This window comes from Klebsiella sp. RHBSTW-00484 (genome assembly GCF_013705725.1).
GTDB lineage: Bacteria > Pseudomonadota > Gammaproteobacteria > Enterobacterales > Enterobacteriaceae > Klebsiella.
Window position 1 is genome coordinate 3,486,248 of record NZ_CP055481.1, and the last position, 24,163, is coordinate 3,510,410.

Genomic DNA, 24,163 nt, shown 5'->3' on the forward strand with positions numbered 1-24,163 from the left:
AGCCCGCTCTGCAGTGGTATTCAGGATCTGGCCAGAATGGCTTTAATTTCCGTCATCTGCTTCGCGGTTGGCTTTTTATCGCCAGGAATGATTTGAGCGCTATCGACCATGTTCAGCGGCGTGAGGTATTTATCACCACCGGCTATCGGCGGCAGGTTTTCCATCCGCCGGATATCATTGGTCGATAACCAGCCCCACTGGCGTCCCAGCGCATAGGACTCATAGCGTGATTTCTGGTCGCCGCGCAGTAACCCGGAGACATTGAATTCTATATACAGATCACGTCGCTCGCTGGGCAGCAGCAGGTCACGCTGCAGCGCACCTTCGTGGCGTTTCAGCCAGGCCAGCAGCGTATACATCACGAATTGCAGCCCCTGATGCTCGATGTTGTTGTTGGTCGCTTTCGCCAGCATTTGCACCATATGTGGTGGGATTTTGTAGAGACGGCAAACCTCCTCCACACCCCACTGGCGCGACTGTAGCAGCTGTGCCTTCTCGTTATCCTGCGAGAGTGACTTGTAGCTCATCCCCTCCTGCAGCAGGGCAACGGAAAACATGTTATGGATGCCAGAATAGCGATCGGTCCATTTCGCCAGGAGCTGATCAATCTTCTCCTGACTCTTGATGGCCACTGCTTCTTTTGGTCGCTCAATAACACCGCTCATCGTCGTACCGCGCCGGAATACCGCCGAAGCATGCTCTTCAACCGCCAGGTTCAACCCGAGTACGTCGGCGTTCGTCTGAATAGGCGAGCTACCGATATAGCCGTCCAGTGAAAATACTTTCACATGGTGCATCATGCGCATCGGCAGGGTTTCTCCGATTTCGGGGATTTCGTAATACGGCATCCCGTCCGGCCCCTTCAGGACAATCACCTTTTTCGGGTTAATCGGGATCAGCTCTTTCGGATAGCCTTTTCCATCGCGGTCGATGATCGAGTAGCAATTTCCCTCCAGCCCCAGCAACCCCTGCTGTTGCTCGAAATATTCGAACGACGTGTCTTTTTTGTTGGGCTGGGAATGGATCAGATCGTATATCGGGTGGTCTGTCGCGCGCTGGCGACCACCATTTTTATCTCGCCGGTAGAGTTCGACCGGCAGCTGCGCGACGGACTCCGCCAGGAGCGTGACACAGGCCCGAATAGCAGAAAGCCCAAGCGCTGTCTCCGGCGTAATCATGACACCCGCTTTACTCTGACTTGAACTGACGCCGCCCAACTTTGCTTCCCAGAAACCACCGCGCGACCGCTGTTTCCCTCTAAACATCTGGGGAATAAACATCATCTCCCCCATTTTTAGCGTGAACAGACACCGTTCTGGCGATTAAAAACGACCAGACCAGGCAGATAATGCCTCCTGTGATCAGTCCCGCTGCGGGAGAAACCAGCCAGGCACCAACGGACATCAATACAGCACCGGCGAGGCCGATAATGAAACTCAGAATTGTGATCAACACACTATATCTTCCTCATCGTATACAGACTTGATGACTGCGCTGTTCAACATGGCGCGCCCTATCCCCATCATTAAACCAACTGCTCCATCAATCTTGTTTTGTTTCCCCTCTTTTGTTGGGCGAACAATATCGTCGCTGCCCGGTAAATATCGTCCTACAACGTTCTGGATACACCAGTTCATGATGGGGTTTCCATCATGGTGGAATCGACCCGATGCCAGTGCAGCTTCAATCTCTCTCATTGGGTCGCTCATATGGGTGAAGTTCTGTCTGATTTCGACGGGCTCTAGTCCCTCTTCCTCAAGCAGATGGCGTAAGGAAGTGGCACCATAAGGATCGATCGGGCACTGGGCAATTTTCACGTTCTGACGTAATTGCAGGATTGATTCGAAAATCAGCCGATAATCAACTTCTGCTCCATCGGTTGGAATTAAAACGCCCTGCCCCACAAAGGACTGATAACGTTCTGAGGTATGTTTAAGTTTGGGATCGACAGAATAAATGGTGTCTTCAGGCACCCAGAACATTGACCCGACACAATAGAAATGGGTAATACCTTCAATATCACGACGAAAAACAGGTATGACGGCGTTAAGATCGACCTTTGACGCAAGGTCAATCCCCAGCCAGCATTCTTCATCGGCAAAATCAGACAATTTAAGACTTTTATCAGCGGCAGCCATCCATTTCTGCAAATCGTAAAAGACAGTTTTTGCACTCACCCAGCGATTAAAATGCTTGGTCAGAATCTTGTTAGTCTGACTGGGGTTCGAAATCGCCAGTAACTGTTTTGCGCGAAGAAAGTTTTCTTTTACCGATATTCCATAATTGGGATTGGCTTTGATTAGCGATTCCGGCTTAGTCCAGTCATCATCCTCATCAAGACCATAGATTATACCGAAAATACCCTCATTCTCTTCGCCCTTGCGTGTCTTGCGTAGGATCTCCACCACCTGTTCGCGCTTCTCATAGCACGGCGAGGTAATGTCATAACCCGCAGTTGTGATGATGAGTGTAATGGGTTGCTCGCGAGCCCCCATCCCGGTTGTCATTGTGGTATATAGGGCGTCGGTAATATGTTCATGATATTCGTCGATAATGGCGCATGACGGCGAATCACCGTCACCTGGATCGCCAATTACCGGTGCAAAAATGGAACCATCAGGGCGAGTCATTTTTTTCGCCCAGGGCTTTATAGAAAACTTCTGCCTTAATGCGGGCAGTTTTTTCACCATTAACAGCGCCGGAGCAAACACTTTCCAGGCCTGCTTTTCGGTCGTGGCGCCGCAATACACTTCTGCACCATGTTCACCATCAGCGCAGAACATATAATTACCCACTGCTGCAGCCAGCGCGGATTTTCCATTTTTCCTCGGCACCTCAATGTAAATTTCATTGAAGCGCCGAAGACCGGATTTTTTGTGGATCCAGCCAAAGGGCACGCCAAGCGAAAACTTTTGCCAGGGTTCAAAATCTATTCTGAGTTTTCGGCGGGCCCATTCCCCCGCTGTATGTGGCATTTTTTGGGAAAAGCGGAGAAATCGCTCCGCCTTATTTTTATCGAACCGATAGGGCCAGTTCGGATCCTTCGCGCGATCCAGGTCATCAAGATGTCGCTGGCAGGCAAGAATAGTTAACTGACATGCCAGAATCTTCCCGCCAACGATATCCCTTGCATACTGGTTCGCCGCATTGACGTTCGGATATGTGGCCATCAGTCAAACTCGTCAAATTCATTCCCGTCATCGTCCGGATCATTTCTGCCGCTGGTCATTCGGATACGGCTGAGCGGATCTAACCCCAGTAGCGAGCCCAGACGGGCAATCTGGGAAACAGAGTCATTTCTGACGTTCACGGCAGGGTGTTTTTTTAATCCTCCCATTTCACTTTCAGTTGTTAGCCCTTGAGCCAGTAATTTTTCGGCTTCGAGCATCAGATGGAAGGCGTTGCAATAGGCCAGGAGTAAAGGCGCATCTTCAAGTTCAAAAACGCCTCTTTCGATCAGGATTTTGCTTTGGGTCTTCCATATTCGTATCGCTGCCTCCCCCATTAACTCAGTCGGAGGCGCAATTCGTGTCAATTTGCTTTTTTGCCCGGTGGGTAAAACTGGTTTTCTCCCCCCTCCAGACGATCGAATTCCACCAGCCATAACTCCTCTTTTGATAGGTGAAACCTGCCGGAAAAAAGATCCTTATTTCTGGCGTGTAAAAATGTCCTTCAAGCGGCAGTCCTGGAGCGCGAGAGGGGTTGAGGATTTGATCCCCCCCACCCCTAAAATGACATTGATTCTCATTTATAATTTATGCAAATGATAATGGCTATCATTATTAACCCAAGAAATAATTACAAGTTAAATGATTTCAATTTGAAACTAATCACACCCGCCGCCATCGTGGTACCGGTTCAGTCGAGAGTAAAGTCGTCATTCAGGTTGCGGCGACGGCCACTGCTGGCATTGTGCGGGCATGCATTCGAGTTATGCCCGGACCGGCCACAATAACTGCAGCGCAGATTGGCGCGACGCGATGAACCTCCCCATGTTTTCGGGCAGTTGGCGTATGTATGGAGCGGTGAGCCGCAATAGGTGCAGCGGATGTAAGCCATCATTACCTCCATTTAAAGACTCAGCATTATCACAGGCGCTCTATGAACGCCTGTTGTAATGCCTGCCGTCAGGATTCAGTTGGCGCTGGTGCTGCTGCGCCACCATCAGCCTGTAATACGCTCTCAGGCAGACGCTCGGCCAGCGCCCTGTTCTCGAAAACCTTCAGCCCGTACTGGCCGACCCAGGTCGTTTCCTGCCCGACACTGCCCGAGATAAATTCCATGACCTCTGCCAGCAGGTCTTTAACAAGCGTTTCCGGGCCCGTCCGCCAGTATTGCTCAATCGCAATCAGCAGGGGATCAGAGCCATTGGCAATGCTTTGCTTGCCTACGGAGTACGTTTTCTTTTTTGCCTTGTCGGTCACGCACTGCAACTGCGTCATCAGGACCAGATCGGCAATAGGACTGGTATCACGGACCTCGACGGTCATCGTAGCCAGCTTGTTCCCCGATTCGGAATCAGTAGACGATGCGTAATACATCGAGATGGTCAAATCATCACGACTGAACATAATTAATGGCTCCGGTTACGATTGCGGTTTTTGCTGCGAGGTGAGCGGGCGTGCGGTGCATTAGGTGGTGATGCGGCCAGTAGTTCTCCTTCTTTCTCTTGCCCCGCTGATTGCGGCTGAACGGGATCCAGTCCATTGGGGGATTCACCGCCTACCTCAAATTTAAGATGTGGTTCTTTACCCAGGAAGTGACTGAAGTTCAGGCCCGATAATCCTACATTGAGCATCGACACACCCTCGACCTCAACGGTGACGAGCTGTCCATCAACGTATTCAATTTTAAGATTCTTCATCGTGTTCTCTCTGTTGCGGTTTTCTTTCTGTGGCATGGCCAGCACAACGATTCTAGGTTGGAATCGTCATCGGTACCGCCGTGAGCTTTCGGGAGGATGTGGTCGACGCTAGCGGCTTTCGTGGCGATGCCGTGGCGCCGACAGTTCTGGCAAAGGTGTTTGTCTCGCTGGAATATTCTTGGGCGGATGATCTCCCAGACTCGGCCATAACCGCGCTCCTGCCGGCTCTTTCCTGGTTGGTAGTTTCGCCAGCCTTCACCGGCATGTTCCTGCTGGTGGACTTCACAGTAACCGCTGGCGTTGTTTGTAATAGCAGCGCACCCTTTATGACGGCAAGGGCGCTTTGCTCGTGGCGGCATGAATCCTCTCTTATCCTCAGAAGAGGATATTCATTTATTTATCCTTTAGTGGGGATAGAATCCTTCACCGATTGATAAATTTGCTCGCATACTATTCCGGCTGCGTAGCGTTCGTCAGCGATTGCAGCATACCGTCGAGCTTCTTCTGCAATGTCTCCAAGCATGTTGGCAAGCACTCCCGCGGTGGCGTCAGTTGTTTTGCTTCTGACGGTAGCGGCAAGACTTGCGGTGTGGCTTGCGGCGTCCAGGCGGGTGGCAAGGTTTTTTGCCTGCTGGCGCAGCTGATTAACAGTGCCAGAGAGATTAGCGACAGCAGCGTGTGCTGCAGCGGTTTTGACTTGAGCATCTTTTATGGCCTCATCGCGGGCGATCAGACGCCCCTGTTCAATAATCCGCGCCGCGGTTTGCGCGTTCACATCCTGCGCCAATTCGGCACTATCACGTTCCGCCCACTGCTTTTCCCATGCCCGATCGCTCCAGGCTGAACCAGCGATAAAGGAGCCGGCTAGCATCACAACCGCAATCGTGGGTTTTAGGTAGTTTGAATTCACTGGCCTAACCCCCAGCACGTCAGCGCACTTTCCTGATCTCTCCTTTCGACCTGACCGTAACAGCCATTCTTCTGGCCTTTGGTCAGGCGGCAATCACGGCCACCGTCTTTGATCCACCAGCGAATGGCTTCGCATGCGCCCTTACGATCATCGGCATTTATGCGCTTATAGAATGTGGAGGGGAAACATTTACCGGGGCCGATGTTGTAAGGACAAAATGATGCGATACCCACTTTCTGCGGAGCGGTAAGCGAAACCTTAATATTCCGGTTTACCCAAGCCAGAGCCTTGTCCCGCTCGATGGCGTTTACCTGCTTACACAGCTCCTCGGTTGCTCTTTGTCCCTTAACGACGGACTTGCCATCGATGACCGTAACCCCGTGGCACAATGACCACACACCGCCGGGATCAACTACTGCCACCAGCGCATTACCTTCTTTCTCGCTAATGAATTGATCAAACAGCACCGGTGCTGATGCGCCAGCAGCAATCAGCGCCAGCATTGCCGCACTGAGTTTTGTTTTCAGATTGGCCATGTTAGCTATCCTGCGGTGGTTGACCACCGTATCCACGGTCGAGGGACTGCTGATACATCTTCGTCCAGCGGCGCTTGTAATACAGATTGGTCAGGTATGTCGCGACGCCGATTATCACACCGCTGGCCAGTGCAATAAAATTCCAGTCCAGCCCGTGAAACCAGTCATAGGTTTGTGCCAATCCGGTACATATCAGGCTGCCTGACGTGCAGTACGAGGCCGCCGAAAATATTTTGTCAGGCATTTTCATAGTCTCTCACCTCCGATATACGGATGGCGCTGTGTGTTTGAAAGGGGTCGGCTCCACGAGCTGGATTAGCAAGAACGCCTCCAGTTCATTCCCCGCGAACCTTATGTGATATGGAATGGCCGTCAGATGGATTTACGACAAAACACAGAGTGAGTGACGTTCTGGCGGCACAAATGAAAAAGGCCACGCAAATGCGCAGCCCTGTGGTTTGGGTGTTAATTTACAATTGGTAGATGAGCCGATAAACTTCCAGAGCCGGGATGTAAAGCTGCAGCCCTGCCATTAATCAACTCATATCACCGCTTTTTTTGGTGGCCCGCATTCTGAGCGGGCTTTTTTTTCGCCCAAAGAGAAGGCCCACCGAAGCGGGCCTTCCAGCTATCATTATTTTTATATTGGGTGTGGTGCTGAGTGCCTCTCAGTAAGCCTTTGGTCAGCTACCATGACTTGCGGTCCGAGTGAATCATAAGGATTCCATTTAAGCTGTTTCCGCCCCTCCGCACAGGGGGATTCACCACGCGCTTTAATTAACCAGCCATTTCAGCACATGTCAACATCTTGCGTTCTGCACTTCAGCACCGGTCAATTTGCTATTCAATAACTCTCTTGGCTGTTGTGTAGATTTTCGTCAAATAAAGATCCTTTGTCTGTTCATTATGAATCTGAAGCATAAACTGCAAGGTCTGCTCTGTTATTGGCTGACCGCTTTCTTTAAGCATTACTATGGCTCTGCCCAGTGACCTGCTCCCCGTTGATTAGTACACCCCGATGTTAGTAATGTCTTCATAAGCCACATGAGGACACCCCCATGAAGAAGCGTTTTTCCGACCAACAGATCATCAGTATTCTCCGCGAGGCTGAAGCCGGGGTATCCGCCCGGGAACTCTGCCGCAAGCACGCTATTTCCGATGCCACGTTTTACACCTGGCGTAAAAAGTATGGCGGCATGGAGGTGCCCGAGGTTAAGCGCCTGAAGTCGCTTGAGGAAGAGAACGCACGACTCAAGAAGCTGCTGGCCGAAGCCATGCTGGATAAGGAGGCGCTTCAGGTGGCCCTGGGCCGAAAGTACTGACGACAGACCAGAAGCGCGAAGCCGTGGTGTTGATGTGTGATGCGACCGGTCTGTCGCAACGTCGTGCCTGCAGGCTGACAGGTTTGTCCCTGTCGACCTGCCGTTACGAAGCGCAGCGTCCGGCATCGGATGCGCATTTATCCGGGCGCATCACCGAACTGGCGCTGGAGCGCAGGCGTTTTGGTTACCGCCGCATCTGGCAGCTGCTGCGCCGCGAAGGGCTTCATGTTAATCACAAGCGAGTATACCGGCTCTACCATCTGAGTGGACTCGGCGTAAAACGCAGACGTCGTCGTAAAGGGCTGGCAACAGAACGTCTGCCGCTGCTCCGCCCGGCAGCGCCGAATCTGACCTGGTCGATGGATTTTGTCATGGATGCGCTGGCCACCGGTCGCAGGATCAAGTGCCTGACCTGCGTGGATGACTTCACGAAGGAGTGCCTGACGGTCACCGTTGCCTTCGGGATTTCAGGCGTGCAGGTCACGCGTATTCTGGACAGCATTGCGCTGTTTCGTGGCTATCCGGCGACGATAAGAACCGATCAGGGCCCGGAGTTTACCTGCCGCGCGCTCGATCAATGGGCCTTTGAGCATGGCGTGGAGCTACGGCTCATTCAGCCCGGCAAGCCGACACAGAACGGATTTATTGAGAGTTTTAACGGACGCTTTCGCGATGAATGCCTGAATGAACACTGGTTCAGCAACGTCAGCCATGCCAGGAAAACCATCAGTGAATGGCGTCAGGATTATAACGAGTGCCGCCCGCACTCCACGCTGAATTATCAGACGCCGTCTGAGTTTGCGGCGGGCTGGAGAAAGGGTAATTCTGATAGTGAAGGATCCGACATTACTAAGTGAGCGTTGTATCTAATCCTGGGGGCAGGTCACTAGAGCCCTAACTGGATTGCAGAAAAAACAAAGCCCCGGCGAATACCAAGGCTTGTTAGTTTTCATTTGCAATACGACGATGTGACAGGGGTACTGATGCAATGCATCTCGCGAATACCCCTGTCGTATCGCCGGAAAGCAAAAACCCCGCGCTGGCGGGGTTCTCGTTATAATCAAATTGTCGCTTTTTACCGCTGCCAAGTGGCGCAGCTCTGCCAAGCATGAATGGATTATCTAAATTTCTGGCCCGTTTTCAATACCAACCCCGAAAAATAGCACTAATAGCTAAAATCACTCTTACTCCTCTTCCGCCAATAGTTTACGGGATGACAAAAAGACCTTCGCTCTGAATATCTCCAAACACCAGCGCACGCGCTTCCTTGCCTCACCATCAGTGAGCCACGGCGCAACAGTCCTAACCTCCCTGGTGATATCAGAGATTTTCTTTCGTGTGGTGTAATAGTGAAGTCCTACAACATAAACCGGATCGTTTGTTTCAAATGCCTGAAGAACTGATTCCTCAACAAAATCGACATCATCATTATGCAAAGCAGTATCAATGACACTGACAGGTATCTGTGGCCATAAAATCGCGTGGGCACGCTTCAACGCCTGTGGTCCCTGAAACCCCTCAGACCTGGCCTGAGTCAGCGCTACAGTAAAGCGTTCCAGTGCTTTATCTGACCAGCGCCCACCCCTCAGGACATTCCAGCAGGCATGCTCTCTTGGCATCCGGGGAGAAGTACCGCCTCGTATACCTTCCCCCCATGTTGTAAGAAGCGATTTAATCCAGGATGACTGAATGCCATTCAGTAACATACATTTGCCCAGCCAGCTTTTGCGCGGGGCGGCAGCGATGGTTTCTAATCCTGCATTGTGCAGGCGGCGCTGACGTGGTGTCATTCTGTCTTCTCCTTACGCCAGAACGCCGAGCGCATAAGCCCGGTCCAGCAATTTAATAATCAGCACCGGCTGGGTACCGTATTCACGTTCGAATGCCCGTGGATTTTCATGCAGCTGTCGGTGATGTTTTCGGCAAAGCGGGATTGTAAAAATATCGTGGGCTTTTGTACCAACGCCGCCCTGCCCCCAGCCAATAAGGTGATGGGCATCATCAGCAGGCTGGCCGCAGCACATACATGGCTGAGTTTTTACCCACGCGAGAAAATGAAGTGATTCCCAGCGGATTCGCTTAGGCCGCGCAAAAAAAGTTGCTGGCGCTTCAGGGACAACCTTCACACTTAAAACAGGCCTTGGCGGTGATGGGGTCAATGCAGTAGAGGCTGGCGGTAATGATGTCACTCGCTCAGCAAGAATGCTGGTGGCCGGTATGGACGGAACAATATCGCTTTCTTTATATACAGACAGGAATGGCTCATCAGGTAACCGTAACCCACGCTGCGCCAGCGTCTCCGTAATAGCATCAGCTATACCAGACTGAACTGCCCACCAGCACAACTCTGCGATTGAAAGAGAGCGCTCTTTGTTATAACCGAGCCCGATCAGCACAGTGTCTATTACCCAGTCTGCCACATTGCGAAGCGCCAGCGCCCCGAGCTCTGGAGTCGCCTGCTCCCGCAGCTTATTGTCACAGTGCCAGCACACCAGCAGCGCGCCAGGCGGGTGCCGCATCGTTACCATCTCGTTATGGTGATATTCGGAATGAGGGTACTGGCACTTCTTCACCCGAAGCAACAGCCACCGTTCCAACGCCGGCAATCCACCAGCAGCAAGAATCACACGTTCATCGGAAAAGAACACATGCAGGCTGGAATCCTCTGCTAACGGTTGCCGGGCGTCTGGGACACAACCAGATGGCATTGAATCCATTTCCGCCGGCGGCATTTCAACCAGCACACGTCCCTTGCCGAAAATCCTCATTAGCTCACTCCCAGGCTTCAGGAGTACGATGCCAAGATGCCGGGCAATATCTACGTTTAGCAACGCCCGCATCAGTCCCTCCACATTTTCTGTAAGAAGGTTTTGTCCGCGCGGGGCTCCTTTTCTGACTCGGGTAAAAACACGCTAACCTCCCACAATACAAAATCACGGGATAGGCACTTCTCTACCTGGTAGTTCGCCTTTCGGTAGCGCGCCACCAGCTCCAGTGCCTGCGACTCCGTCAAACCTGTGTGCTGAAACCAGCTTCGCTTCATAGCTGGGCCTCATACAGTCGGATGAACTCAATGGCACGTTCGCGTGCCCCCGGTTCGTTATGAACCATTTCCTGCAGCAGTTGCACGGCGAGCGATGGCTCTTTATGACCGACGATAGAAATACCGCGGGACATATTAGGGGCGATGGTGATGACCCCTTTTCTGCGCAATGCGCGAAGGTGTTCAGCGGCCGCGTTCGGAGACGCAGCGCCAATCAGATCTGACAGCTCTCTGGCCGTAGGCGGGTAACCGTGTTTTGTGATGAACGCAACGAGGAGATCAAACACCTCCTGCTGGCGTGGGGTCAGTTTCTGGAATGACGAAAAACCAGCGTTGTCGTTATGACTGCCGGTCTGATTTGATTCTGGTTTTGCGATGGTATGCGCCATGGTTTCTCTCCGTGGCGCAGCAGGTATAGGTTGTTCAGGCCTATGACGGGAGTGTAACAGAACCCGGCGGAACCTGGTAACCAACTCCAGACTTCGCCTTTTCTATCATTTGCGCAAATAACGAGAGAGTCCCCACTATCTCATCTTGCTGTAGTGGCATAAACGAAATTGTATCACCACGACGGTACATCAAAGCGCGATCACATACCGGAAACGACCTGAGGCGGGCAACGATAACCCCATCATCGCACCTAATTACTACATAGCCGGTGTTCGGCATTTTTTGTTTTTCGCCCACTACAAAATCCTCTCAAAAAACCCGGTCAATCGCCGCGCTGAAACTCAATAAAACCAGTCGTCGGCGCTTTCCCACGTTTCCTGTAGGATCTCTTCTATCGTTTCTCTATCGCCGTCAATACCGCCCAAAACACTCAATCCGTCAGCCCCTGCGCGACGAACTGATAATTTGCATTTCTCGTATTTTTGGCTTAACCGCCGCAGCAATTCCACTTCCAGCGCAAGCTCAACACCATCAGGCAGTGGCTTCTTGCGGTCGATTGTGATTTCAACTCTCATAGTAACCTCGATATCGATATACTGTATGAATAAACAGTATATCGATAAGCACGAATTTTCAACCCTTTGCAGGTAAGTTTCGTTAGGGCAATGCAACAGGCATCTGAAGTTTTTGCAGCATGTTGTCCCCTACGCTGTTTTTTTGTTCAAATAGCTGAAATTATGTATTATACCCTCAAAAAACCAAACTATTTTAGCAAAAACAATTAGTTAGTTATCTTGCACTTTCTTTAGTAACTCGTTGACTTCACATGAGAAGTGCTTAAAATCAAAAATTTACACTTATGCATTTATTTTGCGACGCACATAGCGAGAAAATTATGACTGAAAAAACAACGCCAACAGCAGACTTTAGTCCTAGTAAAAGATTTTTTGTAAGCATGCTGACTAGGGATATTGAACTTAACGATGCCATTCTTGATCTCCTCGACAATTGTGTAGATGGAGCTTTGCGTACTAAAAAAGACCAACAAAATGTATTGAAGCCATATAAAGGTTTTTATGCAAAACTTACAATCAATAAAGATGAATTTATAATCGAAGACAATTGTGGAGGCATCCCTAAAAGCTTCCGAGAATATGCTTTTAAAATGGGGCGCCCTCATCAAAAAGAAGAAGAAAATGAAGGTACAGTTGGTGTTTATGGTATAGGAATGAAAAGAGCCATATTTAAAATGGGTAGAGATTGCTCGATACAATCTAATAATCCAGATGGAGCATTCTCTGTGGGTATAACACCTGATTGGATAGATGGTGATGGCTGGAAAATACCTATGCACGAGAGCGATTTTGATAAAAGCGCACCAACTGGCACAACTATAAAAATAAAAAAACTTCATTCTAATGTGGCACAAAAATTTAGCGAAAGCACATATCTTAGCGATCTATTCTTGCAAATAAAACATTCATTATCTTTCATCATTCAAAAAGGATTTAACATTGAATTAAATGGTATTGTCGTTGAACACAACCCTATAAATATTATAACCGACAACACACAAATCGAGCCATATATATATAAAGCTAAAATAGATGATGTTGATGTTGACTTGATTGTTGGATTCTATAAAAATTTAGAAGATGAAAATGATGATGCGTTAGAAAAAAGAAGCTCTGATGACGCGGGTTGGACTATCATTTGCAATGACCGCGTTGTGTTATATTGTGATAAAACCCATCTAACTGGATGGGGCTTTGCGAATGTACCAAGGTTCCATACACAATTTATAGCAATTTCAGGTGTTGTTCGATTTACTAGTAAGAATCCTGAAAAACTACCAATAACAACTACAAAACGAGGTGTTGACCTTAGCTCCACGTTGTACAATGACGTACGTAATAAAATGATTGAAGGTATGATGCATTTCATTCGCTTTACCAACCAATGGAAAGGCGAACACCTTGAAGAAGGGAAGAAACTGCTTAAATCAGCTCAATTATATGAAGCTCAAACTCTATTTGAAGTTGATCCGGAGTCAGTCGCTGAAGAAAAGAAAAATAACTGGTCAAATCCTAATAGAAACAAAAATGAATGGCGATATACACCGAAACTACCTACACCAGTGAAAAAAAACACGACTGTACGAATAATCTTTACACGAGAAAAAGAAGACGTAAAAATTTTATCTAGATACTTCTTTGGGCATGATGATGCAAGCCCTTCTGATGTAGGGATGGAGTGCTTTGATTCCGTGATTGAAGAGGTGAAGTGATGTCTGGACAATATATCCCCTATCATCTAAGACATAATAAATCAATTGATAGAGAAATTTTCCTTGAAAGCCTAAGTCTATTAGCCAAAAGATTAAATATTCAAGAATATACATATATAGGTTTTGGCGGTCCAATGCTTGAGGATTTTAGGATCATGCATAACCGAGTAGCCCTCTCTGATATGATTTCGCTCGAAGAACAGGCGTCAACTCATATCAGACAGAAATATAATCTACCTTATAATTGTATTGATTGTAAACTAATATCAGCTCACGACTTTATCCTTGATTATAATTTTTCTAAACCTTCAATAACTTGGTTAGATTATGCATCTCCCAAAGGAATACAAAATGACCTAGATGATATTCAACTTCTAAGTACTAAAGTAAGTTCACTCGACATTTTGAAGGTCACCTTTCCCATAAACCCCGGTTCTTACTATCAGCGGAGGGTTGGAGAAAGTCTAGATGATTTTAAAGAAGCTTTCATACAGTCATTAAAATCATTCCTTGGGAAGAAGTACCTTGACTTCAACCTTCAAATACTGAATACAGATCTCTCGGACAGTAAAATTAAAGCTCTCTTGACACGAATTATTACGAACGCATTTAGATCAGCAATCGAACGAGGACTTTCTGGACGTAAGGATAAACTTCAATACTATCCATTATCATTAAATCAATATAATGATGGTAGCCACACAATGTTGACAATCTCAGGATTCTTCGCCTCGGAACCAGAATATTCTGAGTTGTCCGAAGCATGTAACTTTTCTACTTGGAAATTTTTCTCTGCCAATTGGGAAGACGTTCAAGAAATAGCCATACCAACGCTAACAATTAAGGAAAAAATAAATTTAGATAGTAAACTGCCTGATCAAGAAGCCTACCAGGCAGCTGCTGAAGAGTTTTCGTTAAATGAAAACGAAAGAGATAACTATTTTAAATATTATAGATTATACCCTAACTTCCAAAGAATTATGGTTTAAATATTCGGGCTGTACTCCGTTATTATTCAATTCGTTGTACAGCCCCTTTAATATGTATTCGGCAACTAATGGTGACACACTGTTCCCTATTTGTCTGAAACTATGCCATTTGGTTCTGTGGAAACGAAACCAATCTGGAAAACCTTGTAATCTTGCAGCTTCTCTAGGAGTAATCACCCTTGCATAATGAGGATGAATAGGTCTAACTGCTTGAAAACTACCTTTATCACTTGCAGTTCCAGCCCTTAGTGTTGGACAAAAACCATCTGGATCTAATCGGGTAGACCTAGAAATTTTATCTGTCTCCCCAAAAGATAAGGCACCATAGCGATCTTGGACTACTGAGCTGTGTAGTGTTCCTGTACATCCAGATATTATATTCTTTTTTAACTTAGCGATTGATTCCTTATCGCCAACATTAGGTGGTATTTGCCCCCAAAGTTTTTCGTAAAAAACACCTTTTCTATCTTTTAGAATCGGCCTCCAACTCTCAGATTCAGATTGCCAGGTAGCATCGATGATGTCTGGTAATCCATGCAAAGCATCTTTTACAGTAACTTGAGTAACCATTTTAGGCATAAACATTTCATATGACATATCAAGTTTTAACGTTTTTCTTACACCGATGAAAAAATATCTAGTCCGTACAGTTGGAGCACCGTAGTCGGATGCTTTTACCTTGATGGGCTCGAGAATATTATAATCATCGCTTACCATACTAAACGCTTTGTTTCTAATTTCGGAATACTTATCTTGCATAATACCTGGGACATTTTCTGCCAAAAAAAATAATGGCTGCAACTCTGAAACCAGACGATAAAAGTGCATATAGAGTTGATTCCTACTATCATCAGGATTTCCTTTCCCGATAGAACTAAATCCTTGGCACGGTGGGCCACCAATAATGCCATCTATAGAAATATCATCTTTAAGAAGTCCCTTAATTATATCCGCATTTAGCAAAGAAACATCTTCTTGGATGTGCAAGCTAGTAGGGAAATTAATTGCATGAGTTTCTATTGCATGCGGATCAATTTCAACAGCCATTTTAACATCAAACCCAGCACGAGCAGCTCCAAGGCTTAGCCCTCCGACACCAGAAAATAAATCTATTACATTCATACAGTTAAAACTTCTCTTAAAGATTTTTCAGTATTCTAACACAACTATTCTTTTTGGTTTAACCCTATGAGATAGCTTGATGTATGTTTATCCTTTCCCAACAGGGCATCTCATAATTTTTAACCTTTCGATGGCATTTGGCCCTCATTGTTCTATCATTTGTTGGTCTCTGCGATCGGTTTAATTAAGTCCAGCAGAAGCTGACGGCGCATTTGCTCCGCAAAACGACGTTTTTCGGTGCCTTTGTGATAGCACTCGGTTTTCCCAACGACCCACACCGATGGGGTTTCATGCAGAAGCTTTTGCTGTGGGCCATCTTTCGTTATCACGGTACCGGTATGGGTTTTAACGATGCTCATTTGGTTACTCCTGAGTTCTTCCGATAACTAAATCTGTTGAGGTCAAAATCGATGGTTGCCCGTTGGTCTCGGAATAATCCAAGTCGCCCATAGCGAATGACCTTTCCGGAATTCGCAGCAGCACGGAAATGTTTACCAACTGAGTCACGGCACATATGAAGCTCGGAGCAGGCCTCTTTCACCGTCAGTCGGCCTTTCGTCAGTGTCAACTCGATAATTTTCTGAACGCTCGCCTGTTGTTGTTCACGCGATTTGTTAGCCATGGTTAGGCTCCTCCCCCAACACCCAACGCAGCGCGTCGGCGTAATCGCCGCTGGCGCCTTCAAGGGCTTTTGTAATTTCCTTGCGGGTTTTTAGCCTCAGCTTTTCGCCCCCGAGAATCTGGCGCTGCCGGCGCGATTTCTCATGTCCCGAAACTCCCTCTGCTACCGCTTCAAGCTGCTTGACTGTCTCCCGCTGCTGCTCTGGAGGCATATCGACGAGCTGGCGCGCTTGCGTGACCGTTACTTTCCCGGATTCAACAGCAGCCTGAACGGCGTGTGTGGCATCCAGGAGCGCTACGGTCGACTGGACGGTTTTAACGCTACAGCCGAAAAGCAAAGCAATATCACTTTCGTCATGCCCGTATTCCATCTGCTGAACCATTTTTTTAGCCCGACCCAGGGGGGTATCTGGCTGAGTTATCTCGTTTTCACTGACCATATATTTGGCCATTTGAATTGCAGATCCGCGCTTAGCAATACCAGGGACCGGCCAAGGCTCCAGCCCTTCTCGCTTACGCCTGGTGTTTGCCTCTGTGGCGTTCTTCACTCGCTGCCGCCCTGCCACCACGCTCGTTTTTCCAGACTCTGGGTCTTTCCACACGATAATGGGTTCGATTACACCGAGTTCCATGATGTTGAGGATCACCGATTCATTCAGCGGTAGGTGTACCCGCTCGTCATATAGCGGGTGTGATGTATCGGTTACCAAATGCAGATTTTCCGGTTCGAAAAACAGAACGTTGCTTTTGCCGCTAGCGCCGTATGCGTCGATTGAATTTTTAGCCATGATCAGCACCTCCGCGCGTTACGCAGACAACGACTGCGCAGCCGGGCAATAAACCATAATTCGTTCGCTGTGGCAGTCATTCCCAGAATATGCGTGTACACCGTTGCAGCGCGCCGCCAGAGTTTTTTTTCTTCCAGCTGCTTCGCCAGAACTACTGCCGTATTCACCTGCTGAACGTCAACAGTTTCTGCACGCGGAGCCAATTCAGGCAGTACAACTTCCGGCACTTCCACGCCCGGTTTTACCCAATACACGTACTGGGTTCCATTGTGGAAACGGATCAATTTGCCAGCCTCGGTCAGTTTCCGAAGAATTGCGCCGGCAGTGCTGGATTGTAAATCCAACGCTTCGCAAACGTCCTGCAGGACGCAGTCAGGCGTAAGGTTGACAATGGCCAGCGCCATCTGTGACTTGGTTACTCGGTCTTTCTTTTTTTTGGTCATGGTCAAAACTCGCTTACTTGGTTAAACCAGCCGCTTTGCGGCGCTTGTACTCTTCCATCAAAACCTGTGCTGGCGTCGGCCCTGCTGGATGCATCGGTGCTGCCAACTGCCGACGAATCGGGGGAATCGAAAACCCGTTACCCAGGTGTTTGGTCCATTTCGTGAGTAAGCTTTCTGCCATTTTTTTCAGCTCTCCCTCCGTCAGGCTCCGCTCAACTCCGGTTCTGCGCATCTCAATGCAAATGTGATACAGAACATCCTGTTTCCATGGGTATTTGTCGCTTCCGGAGTAGCGGTAAGACTCGTTTCTCCAGCGTTTGTACTCCGCCATCACTGCCTCGGATGTCAGATTGAACGGGTTAGCACCGCTGGCAGACACCAGTGCAACGAACTCAGCAAGATCCGGCGGCCATGTGTTGCCTGCGGCGCAGCGCTCCATGCACTGTCGGCAGACCAGTGTGATCTGGGCTTCACTCATCGACCCAATCTGAGCTGCCCAGAGTTCTGATGGTTCCTCCCCGTTCTTCAGGATCCATCGGTTCGAAAAGATTTCGCCCATCACTTCCCATAGGCGCCACGCCGTTTCGACGTCCATCTGATCCGGTAACTTGCAACCGTTGCTCACGGGCGGCTCGAATCTGCTGAACAGCTCTTGATGCTGCTGGTTCTGCTCGTACTCCCACATGATCTTTACCCCCGTTAACTGGTTTAATTTGTCGCACTTCTGCACGGTTAAGATGCCGGGCAAGTTTTTGCTCCCACTGCACCAGGTGAAATACTTTGCCTTCTGCCTGCCAGTAGGAGATGAAACTGCTCAATTCTGCCGGCAGGTTTAACCCTGGTTTTAATGGCATTCCCCAGAGCGTCGCTTGCCTCGGAAAATCAGCTGATGGTTTCCACCCCTGGTACATCGCAAATTTTCCAAACGGCTGAGCATCTCCGAAATAAACACCAGGCTGATTTGGATAGTCGGGAAAATCTGGTCTGACCATTCCGCTATCTGTGGGGGTTATATCTTTTGGTTCCTCTGGTAGATTCCGGATCCCGTTTTTGGGATCGTTTGATGGAAAAAACGGGATCGTTTGGTTGTTTTGTGTACTTGAAACAATCCCGTTTTCGGGTGCCTTTTCTTCTATAACGACCCCGTTTTCGGGTATGTTTGAACGAACCCGTTTTTGGTAATCTTCCCGTTTTTGGGTGTGTTCAATTTCGGCAACGCTTTCTTCCACACCGCAAAGGCGGTATACCGGTATTTGCTTTGTCCGCCCACGTCGCTCACCTGTATCTTCAATAAGCCCAATCGAAACCAGATATTGCAGGCTTGACTGAACCGTTTTCTTATCCAGCTCAGTTGCTTCAGCCAGTGCAGGAATGGATGGAAAAGCACAGAGATCAGCCCCGCACATATCGGCCAGCCAGGTCAGAACTGCTTTTGCAGAGGACTTCCCGGTCTTGACTTTTTTGGCCCATCGCATTGCGTCAATGCTCATGAAGCCCCCCTATTTTCTGTACGGTACTCATTGTCAAAACTCGATTAAAAAAACTGTGGCGCTACGGCGCTAAGGCTCGCCAGTAGTGGTCCCGCCGCATCTGCAGGAAGCATGTTAAAAAGCGCAATTGCCGCCTCCCTAATTTCCCGCTCCAGCTTCTGCAAAGGAGCGCCGAGCAGCTTCGCCTGATGCGCCTCACTGCATTCTTTTATCGCGGCGGCCACCAACTCACTCTCAGTTAAGCCGCGTTTCAGATTATGTTTACGCGCGATCTCTATCGGCATCGCATCAGCAATGGCCGGCGCCAGTTGCATCACGTAACTAGTGTACTTTTCCGATGAGCTCTCATTTTTCAGATAGCGGTAAAGGTTCTGCTTGTTGACACTGACCCCCCTTCCGTTCTGCTTTTCCCACTGTTCGGCCACCAGCTGCGTAATGGTTTCCTGTGCGCGGCCGGGTAAAGTTGATTCCCATTCCTGGATGGCTTCGAAAATAGTTCTGCACTTCATACTGTCCCGGCGCCTCGGCGAATACTGATTTTCAGATTTCAGTTGCACGGAAACATGCGAGTTATGATTTTAAAAAGTGATAGGTTGCATGGTTACGCCTCTTCGTTCGGCATCCCATCAGTGGGATTCGGGTACAAATCGGGGCGAAGTTCATGGGGGGTAACTTGCCATTCCACCGCTTTACTCACTTTGAGCACCAACTCACCGGGTACTTTGTTCTTGAACCAACCGTTTACGGTTTGTGCGCGTCGCTTCATACGCCTCCCCAGCTCTGCCTGACTGCAGATGTTTAAAAGTTTTTTTTGAATAGATGTTTTCATCGGTTCATCTCGTTGATCGGTATCGATGAACAACAATAAATCAAATTATTTCGATATCGTCAAATTATTTCGATAGTAAGACATACAGAAAAAATCTGTATAATTGACGATAACTATCTGAATGGATAAAGAGATGAACTTCGGAAAGCGCTTGCAAAGGGCAATAAATGATCTCGGAATATCCCAGGCGGAACTGGCTCGCAGACTGGGTGTAAAAGCTCAATCTGTGAATGGCTGGTGTAATTCAGATATCCTTCCTAGATCTGAAGTTTTGAGACTACTACCATCGGTAACGGGTTACCCGCTCTCGTGGTTTTTTATGGAAGACGACGAAACACCGGAAGAACATGACCCCATGGCTACCCACAGCCAAATAAAACCGGCTTCCATCCTGCAAGAAAAGTTACTTACCGTATTCGAGCAGCTGCCTACGGATGTGGAAAAAGAAAAAATAATCACGATGATAGAAATGCGGCTTCAGGAACTTGATGATTTCGCACAAGCGTATTTGCAAAAACGAAATCTGATCCCGCCAACCAAATAACAACGAGTTAGCCTCCCCTCCTCTATGTGGGTCTCTTCAGATCTGCAGCTTTTTTTGCCCATATCTATCAATTTAATTTGACACATATCGATTGAATCGATAATACTAGTCCCATCACAACACGTCATCGAGGCAGGACGCCCACGAAGTAGCTGCCGGCGGCATACGAAACACCGGATGAGATGACCAGAGAGTGTACTGTGCGGTGAGCCAGTATTAGTTCTCACCACGAGTTTTCGAGTTTGTAGGGAATGTGCGTGACGACCAACACGTTACTGACCCACCAGCAAAGTACGCACAATCAATGCGCAGCAGGTTTAAACGTTCCGCTGGCCCGCGATACAGGCAAAAAAAAGCGCCCTACTGGACGCTTGGCTCTTTAACAATCTCTTTGGTGATTCAATCATCCTTTGGCAAGTCACCGGCGAGCCAGGACATAATTTTTTCGACAGGACTAAGTCGAATCGCTTTCGCCTCAGAATAACGCCCAAAGGATATGAGGGTTCGTTTATGGGCGGCATCCCTGAACAGTCCAAGAGTAGGATTATCTCCTTCTTCTGCCCTGAGATAGGCAACATGAAGCTCTTCATCAGAATAACTGGCAGGCAAATTAATCAGCTGCTTCATTTTTCTAGACTGGACTTCACATAACATGGACACCCTCCCTGGCTGCCACACAAAGCTGATAACCGATATCGCTGCAACCACTGCACCGAAAAGGGGAATACTTCCATAAGCAGCAAAAATAGCTGACCCGAGCATGATTTGAATAAATGTCAGCATGCGATCCATACGATTAAAAAACGTTGCTTGCATCGTCTCTATATAAAACGAGTAGCGAATATTGAATATCGTTGTCTCTCGGGTCATGCACACCTCTTACTCTTTAGGTTGTGGCTCAGGCTGCCTTTCTGAAGGTCGGTATGGTACCTGTCCATCAGGCATTGGACGCCCTGAATCACCAAATTGGTTAATAAGCATTTTACCCTCCATGGGGTCGGTATTAATGGAGTTCTTCACGTGTGAGGTGGAGTTCGTGTGCCGGACACGGGTAAGAATCCGGCAATTCGATGTTAACACATGACTAACTAACCAAATTACATGTGGATTAAGTTGATTTTGCAATGCGGTGAATGCGGCTATGCGCACGCGGCTCAGTTAAAGCAGTACCGCCTTGTTTCCCAGGTGGGGTGGAAAAGAAGCTGTCGGCAGTAGTTGTTAACTGGCTACCGTCACCGGGAGGCACCCGGCGCCGCATTGCAAAGCCTGACTAATGGTTAGTCAACAAGTACCGTTTGCCGCGTTAAGGCAGGGCTGAAATGAGTAAAAACAGCATCCGCTTTATGGTCATTTCGCTGGTTATCGGGCTCATCTTTTGGGCTTCAGTTTCAAAACCAATTACGGAGTTTGTCACATGGTTGATTTCGCTCGTGTAGCAACAGGCCGCCAGGCGGTACGCCTTAACTGGATCACCGCAAGAGTTCGCCAACTCTGCTACTTCCTCGCGCAGAAAGGGGATCCTGAGGTAAACGCATGAACACCCTGTTTGCCTTAGTTATCAGCGTCTGCGCGCTGACCGGTGAATGCTCTGATGTTCTGATCGGCGTGTATAACTCGGAAAAAATTTGCGTGGATGCCGCAACAGAACAGCACGTTAAAGGCCAGTGCTTGCCCTACAAGCAGGCATTCGCCGCGGCTGACGACCAACAGCCGGCTGTAAGTTTTTAAATCGAGTTTTAATCAATGACTACGGCCTCATAAAGCACAAAACCCGCGCAAGGCGGGTTCAGTACCCGGTCAGCCGACCAAAGCTTTCCGGAATCGAGTTTTGACCAATGACCACCACCAAGGCGGCTGCCATCAGCTGCCGGGTATCTTACAATCCAATGGAGCCCAGACGCAATGAGCAACTATGCGTACCTCATCAAAGCTAAAGCAAAATCAGCTGATGCTAAAAGCCTGTTTTGCTGGTTCTCGGCAAAATCCGACTCACGCGCCGATCGTGAAATACTGAATATTCTCGAAGACGCCGGAATATCTGTTGGCCGCGGTGCTGACCACCAGCTGCCGATCCGCACTAACTGGTTTATCGTTGACGACCTACCAGAAGAAAACGTGCTGGATGATACCTGGTGCGACCGCTACGAACTCGGCGGAGAAGATGGGATCTCCTGGGGCAAAATTGCCGCACCAGAACCTGATGGACATGTCGAAAATCCGGCTCCGCTAGACCATGCAGGCGATGCAGGCGATGCAGGCGATGCAGGCGATGCAGGCGATGAGAACGCGGTATATTCACTCGCGACAATGCCTTTTCGCACTCAGTTACTGGCTCAATTCGTAGCCGATGACCGTCATACCTACCACATCAGCATTCCGGAGCGTAATCGGCTGTCAATTCTGGAAATGGATGTCGATAACAATGCGGTGCAGGATCTGATTCTTGCGGCGGAGAACGTGCCGGAGATCAAATCATACGATATGCCGGGGCTTTGGAAATTTACCAGCGCGATGAAGTCTGTATTCCCTACAGAAAAACGCCATGAGCTGGGTAAGCAGGTTCAGTTTGCAAAATTATGGTTTCAGACGTCCCACCTTGATCGCGGCATCCTCACAAAAGAATGGACGCGCGGTAATTTCATCACAACGGTTAATCGCACTCCATCTGGAGCAAACGCCGGCGGCGGTAATACAACTGATCGACGCACCGAGCTAACGGTTTTGGGGCTGGAATATGAAATAGCCCTCGGACTCATTGCGCGCGGCAAAGAGTTCGATATCTACAATGTTCCGATGGAAATAGATATTCAGGCTAATTCAATTATGAACAAGTTTGATAACAAAGAGTTTCTGGCAACCCGCGAATTATTTATGTCCATACCTGGTGGGCGAGATTACTCACGTGCCTGCAATATCGCAACGGTAAAAACCACACCTGTGGGTCTGTGGCAAGATCGTGTTGCTCACCGGGAACACCTTAACCACATAATGACAGAAACAGACCACGCGCATCCTGACGAGCTGATTGTGGATATTGCCTGTGGGCGATCCTCGATGCCTATGCCATCAAACATAGCCAAAACTTCCAACCACAGGAAAGAAGAGATCTCAGCTGATGAGGCAAAAGATGTAAAACCGAAAAAGAAAACGTACGAAGAACTGCATGAAGATCATCAAAAATTAAAAAAAAATATTACTCCAAAAAATATCCCTGTCCCGGAGACCACCAGCCATGTGCAGATGGAAGAAACTGGCAGTGATGAAGCCGCGGATCATTATGAAATGCCAGAGAGCAAAGCGGCAGCTGGGCATGCTTCGTGCGACGCTGAGCCTGGCGGCGCGTCAGCTGCCGTAAATATTGAGATCGGCCATCATAATTGTGATGAAGAATTGTCCGCTGATTTTGTTCACATCATGGTGGATATGGAAACCATGGGCAAAAAATCTAATGCCCCTATCGTCTCCATCGGCGCCGTATTATTTGATCCGGCTACAGGGATTCTCGGCGAAAAATTTTACAAAGTTGTCAGCCTGGAATCTTCGGTTTCGTGGGGTGCTGAGATCGACCCCTCAACAGTTATATGGTGGTTAAAACAATCCCCTGAAGCGCGTTCGGCTATAGCCAATGATGACGCCCTAAAGTTGGATGATGCCCTGCTCATGTTCACTGACTTCGTCCTGGAGAACGTCACGGGCGGCCGTAAAAAAGCGCAGGTGTGGGGGAATGGTTCCACATTCGATAACACGATTTTGCGTTCGTCATTTGATCTCGCCTGCCTCGATTGTCCGTGGGACTACTGGAATGACCGCGACGTCAGAACGATGGTTGAACTCGGCAAAGCCATTGGCTTCGATCCCAAAACCTCTATCCCATTTGAGGGCGACCGTCATAACGCATTAGCGGATGCCAAGCACCAGGCCCGGTACGTTTCTGCCATCTGGCAACGACTGATTAAAAACTGATTTTCTAAATTCAGTAGATGGC

At 48.6% G+C, this 24,163-nt stretch carries 31 protein-coding genes; 7 read left to right on the top strand and 24 right to left on the bottom strand.

Annotated elements, in window-relative coordinates; all coding sequences use genetic code 11:
* Positions 1 to 20: 20 nt before the first annotated feature.
* From HV213_RS16590 to HV213_RS16635, 10 genes are all read right to left on the bottom strand, one after another.
* Positions 21 to 1,280 (bottom strand): phage portal protein, encoded by a 1,260-nt coding sequence (locus HV213_RS16590; protein WP_181486439.1) that lies wholly within the window; start codon positions 1,278 to 1,280, stop codon positions 21 to 23.
* The gene (locus HV213_RS16595; protein ID WP_181482540.1) at positions 1,258 to 1,455 is read right to left on the bottom strand and encodes a hypothetical protein; all 198 of its coding nucleotides are present in this window, start codon (positions 1,453 to 1,455) and stop codon (positions 1,258 to 1,260) included. Before HV213_RS16595 ends, HV213_RS16590 begins: the two co-directional genes overlap by 23 nt.
* Entirely contained in the window at positions 1,449 to 3,170 is a 1,722-nt protein-coding gene (locus tag HV213_RS16600; protein ID WP_181482541.1) for a terminase large subunit, read from the bottom strand. Before HV213_RS16600 ends, HV213_RS16595 begins: the two co-directional genes overlap by 7 nt.
* Positions 3,170 to 3,604 carry a phage terminase small subunit P27 family gene (locus HV213_RS16605; protein ID WP_181482542.1) on the bottom strand — a complete coding sequence of 145 codons (435 nt, stop codon included), beginning with the start codon at positions 3,602 to 3,604 and terminating at the stop codon, positions 3,170 to 3,172. The genes HV213_RS16600 and HV213_RS16605 overlap by 1 nt, the downstream gene beginning before the upstream one ends.
* A 523-nt stretch (positions 3,605 to 4,127) precedes the next feature.
* Positions 4,128 to 4,571 carry a hypothetical protein gene (locus HV213_RS16610; RefSeq protein WP_181482543.1) on the bottom strand — a complete coding sequence of 148 codons (444 nt, stop codon included), beginning with the start codon at positions 4,569 to 4,571 and terminating at the stop codon, positions 4,128 to 4,130.
* 2 nt (positions 4,572 to 4,573) lie between these two features.
* Positions 4,574 to 4,900 (bottom strand): hypothetical protein, encoded by a 327-nt coding sequence (locus tag HV213_RS16615; RefSeq protein ID WP_228288544.1) that lies wholly within the window; start codon positions 4,898 to 4,900, stop codon positions 4,574 to 4,576.
* Positions 4,861 to 5,223 carry an HNH endonuclease gene (locus HV213_RS16620; RefSeq protein WP_181482545.1) on the bottom strand — a complete coding sequence of 121 codons (363 nt, stop codon included), beginning with the start codon at positions 5,221 to 5,223 and terminating at the stop codon, positions 4,861 to 4,863. The genes HV213_RS16615 and HV213_RS16620 overlap by 40 nt, the downstream gene beginning before the upstream one ends.
* Positions 5,224 to 5,261: 38 nt before the next feature.
* On the bottom strand, positions 5,262 to 5,735 hold the full coding sequence (locus HV213_RS16625) for a DUF2514 domain-containing protein (RefSeq protein ID WP_181486440.1): 474 nt from the start codon (positions 5,733 to 5,735) through the stop codon (positions 5,262 to 5,264).
* Positions 5,736 to 5,770: 35 nt separating this feature from the next.
* Positions 5,771 to 6,310 carry a lysozyme gene (locus tag HV213_RS16630; protein ID WP_181482546.1) on the bottom strand — a complete coding sequence of 180 codons (540 nt, stop codon included), beginning with the start codon at positions 6,308 to 6,310 and terminating at the stop codon, positions 5,771 to 5,773.
* Between the two features lies 1 nt (position 6,311).
* Positions 6,312 to 6,560 (bottom strand): phage holin, encoded by a 249-nt coding sequence (locus tag HV213_RS16635; RefSeq protein ID WP_181482547.1) that lies wholly within the window; start codon positions 6,558 to 6,560, stop codon positions 6,312 to 6,314.
* A gap of 808 nt (positions 6,561 to 7,368) precedes the next feature.
* Between HV213_RS16635 and HV213_RS16640 the strand changes: the two genes are divergently transcribed.
* Positions 7,369 to 8,489 (top strand): IS3 family transposase gene (locus tag HV213_RS16640; RefSeq protein WP_181482548.1). Its coding sequence is split into 2 segments (ribosomal slippage): positions 7,369 to 7,627 and positions 7,627 to 8,489, totalling 1,122 coding nucleotides; the frame shifts between segments, so codons are not numbered across the junction.
* Positions 8,490 to 8,816: 327 nt separating this feature from the next.
* On the opposite strand, the gene HV213_RS16645 is transcribed toward HV213_RS16640, so the two are convergent.
* From HV213_RS16645 to HV213_RS16660, 4 genes are all read right to left on the bottom strand, one after another.
* On the bottom strand, positions 8,817 to 9,422 hold the full coding sequence (locus tag HV213_RS16645; protein ID WP_181482549.1) for a hypothetical protein: 606 nt from the start codon (positions 9,420 to 9,422) through the stop codon (positions 8,817 to 8,819).
* A gap of 12 nt (positions 9,423 to 9,434) precedes the next feature.
* Positions 9,435 to 10,472, bottom strand: coding sequence for a DUF968 domain-containing protein (locus HV213_RS16650; RefSeq protein WP_181482550.1), 1,038 nt, complete (start codon positions 10,470 to 10,472; stop codon positions 9,435 to 9,437).
* A gap of 199 nt (positions 10,473 to 10,671) precedes the next feature.
* On the bottom strand, positions 10,672 to 11,064 hold the full coding sequence (locus tag HV213_RS16655; RefSeq protein ID WP_181482551.1) for a LexA family protein: 393 nt from the start codon (positions 11,062 to 11,064) through the stop codon (positions 10,672 to 10,674).
* A gap of 342 nt (positions 11,065 to 11,406) precedes the next feature.
* Complete coding sequence (locus tag HV213_RS16660; protein WP_181482552.1) at positions 11,407 to 11,640, bottom strand: DinI-like family protein; 234 nt, start codon at positions 11,638 to 11,640, stop codon at positions 11,407 to 11,409.
* A 320-nt stretch (positions 11,641 to 11,960) separates the two neighbouring features.
* Here HV213_RS16660 and HV213_RS16665 point away from each other — a divergent pair, with 320 nt between their 5' ends.
* On the top strand, positions 11,961 to 13,352 hold the full coding sequence (locus tag HV213_RS16665; RefSeq protein ID WP_181482553.1) for an ATP-binding protein: 1,392 nt from the start codon (positions 11,961 to 11,963) through the stop codon (positions 13,350 to 13,352).
* A complete protein-coding gene (locus tag HV213_RS16670) occupies positions 13,352 to 14,341 on the top strand; it encodes an O-methyltransferase (protein WP_181482554.1) in 990 nt (329 codons plus the stop codon). The genes HV213_RS16665 and HV213_RS16670 overlap by 1 nt, the downstream gene beginning before the upstream one ends.
* On the opposite strand, the gene HV213_RS16675 is transcribed toward HV213_RS16670, so the two are convergent.
* The 9 genes from HV213_RS16675 to HV213_RS16715 all read right to left on the bottom strand — a co-directional run bounded on the left by HV213_RS16675 (position 14,309) and on the right by HV213_RS16715 (position 19,634).
* On the bottom strand, positions 14,309 to 15,463 hold the full coding sequence (locus HV213_RS16675; protein ID WP_181482555.1) for a DNA cytosine methyltransferase: 1,155 nt from the start codon (positions 15,461 to 15,463) through the stop codon (positions 14,309 to 14,311). The genes HV213_RS16670 and HV213_RS16675 overlap by 33 nt on opposite strands.
* Before the next feature lie 155 nt (positions 15,464 to 15,618).
* On the bottom strand, positions 15,619 to 15,822 hold the full coding sequence (locus tag HV213_RS16680) for a hypothetical protein (RefSeq protein WP_181482556.1): 204 nt from the start codon (positions 15,820 to 15,822) through the stop codon (positions 15,619 to 15,621).
* Positions 15,819 to 16,085 carry a DUF977 family protein gene (locus tag HV213_RS16685; RefSeq protein WP_181482557.1) on the bottom strand — a complete coding sequence of 89 codons (267 nt, stop codon included), beginning with the start codon at positions 16,083 to 16,085 and terminating at the stop codon, positions 15,819 to 15,821. Before HV213_RS16685 ends, HV213_RS16680 begins: the two co-directional genes overlap by 4 nt.
* A complete protein-coding gene (locus HV213_RS16690; protein ID WP_181482558.1) occupies positions 16,078 to 16,872 on the bottom strand; it encodes a ParB/RepB/Spo0J family partition protein in 795 nt (264 codons plus the stop codon). Before HV213_RS16690 ends, HV213_RS16685 begins: the two co-directional genes overlap by 8 nt.
* A gap of 2 nt (positions 16,873 to 16,874) precedes the next feature.
* Positions 16,875 to 17,315 (bottom strand): PerC family transcriptional regulator, encoded by a 441-nt coding sequence (locus HV213_RS16695; protein ID WP_181482559.1) that lies wholly within the window; start codon positions 17,313 to 17,315, stop codon positions 16,875 to 16,877.
* Between the two features lie 13 nt (positions 17,316 to 17,328).
* On the bottom strand, positions 17,329 to 17,874 hold the full coding sequence (locus HV213_RS16700; protein WP_228288546.1) for a replication protein P: 546 nt from the start codon (positions 17,872 to 17,874) through the stop codon (positions 17,329 to 17,331).
* Positions 17,786 to 18,805 carry a DnaT-like ssDNA-binding domain-containing protein gene (locus HV213_RS16705; RefSeq protein WP_181482561.1) on the bottom strand — a complete coding sequence of 340 codons (1,020 nt, stop codon included), beginning with the start codon at positions 18,803 to 18,805 and terminating at the stop codon, positions 17,786 to 17,788. Before HV213_RS16705 ends, HV213_RS16700 begins: the two co-directional genes overlap by 89 nt.
* Positions 18,806 to 18,849: 44 nt before the next feature.
* Positions 18,850 to 19,362 carry a toxin YdaT family protein gene (locus HV213_RS16710; RefSeq protein ID WP_327021766.1) on the bottom strand — a complete coding sequence of 171 codons (513 nt, stop codon included), beginning with the start codon at positions 19,360 to 19,362 and terminating at the stop codon, positions 18,850 to 18,852.
* Between the two features lie 44 nt (positions 19,363 to 19,406).
* On the bottom strand, positions 19,407 to 19,634 hold the full coding sequence (locus tag HV213_RS16715) for a transcriptional regulator (RefSeq protein ID WP_181482562.1): 228 nt from the start codon (positions 19,632 to 19,634) through the stop codon (positions 19,407 to 19,409).
* Positions 19,635 to 19,755: 121 nt separating this feature from the next.
* Here HV213_RS16715 and HV213_RS16720 point away from each other — a divergent pair, with 121 nt between their 5' ends.
* Positions 19,756 to 20,178: a helix-turn-helix domain-containing protein gene (locus tag HV213_RS16720; RefSeq protein ID WP_228288548.1), complete on the top strand. Its 423-nt coding sequence runs from the start codon at positions 19,756 to 19,758 to the stop codon at positions 20,176 to 20,178.
* A gap of 399 nt (positions 20,179 to 20,577) precedes the next feature.
* Here the strand turns inward: HV213_RS16720 and HV213_RS16725 are convergent, their stop codons facing one another.
* Entirely contained in the window at positions 20,578 to 21,048 is a 471-nt protein-coding gene (locus HV213_RS16725; RefSeq protein ID WP_181482563.1) for a hypothetical protein, read from the bottom strand.
* A 544-nt stretch (positions 21,049 to 21,592) separates the two neighbouring features.
* On the opposite strand from HV213_RS16725, the gene HV213_RS33600 reads away from it, so the two are divergent.
* The 3 genes from HV213_RS33600 to HV213_RS16735 all read left to right on the top strand — a co-directional run bounded on the left by HV213_RS33600 (position 21,593) and on the right by HV213_RS16735 (position 24,141).
* A complete protein-coding gene (locus HV213_RS33600; protein WP_327021767.1) occupies positions 21,593 to 21,715 on the top strand; it encodes a hypothetical protein in 123 nt (40 codons plus the stop codon).
* On the top strand, positions 21,712 to 21,906 hold the full coding sequence (locus tag HV213_RS16730) for a DUF1482 family protein (protein WP_181482564.1): 195 nt from the start codon (positions 21,712 to 21,714) through the stop codon (positions 21,904 to 21,906). The genes HV213_RS33600 and HV213_RS16730 overlap by 4 nt, the downstream gene beginning before the upstream one ends.
* Positions 21,907 to 22,080: 174 nt before the next feature.
* Positions 22,081 to 24,141, top strand: a complete 2,061-nt coding sequence (locus tag HV213_RS16735; RefSeq protein WP_181482565.1) for a 3'-5' exonuclease — start codon at positions 22,081 to 22,083, stop codon at positions 24,139 to 24,141.
* Positions 24,142 to 24,163 lie beyond the last annotated feature (22 nt).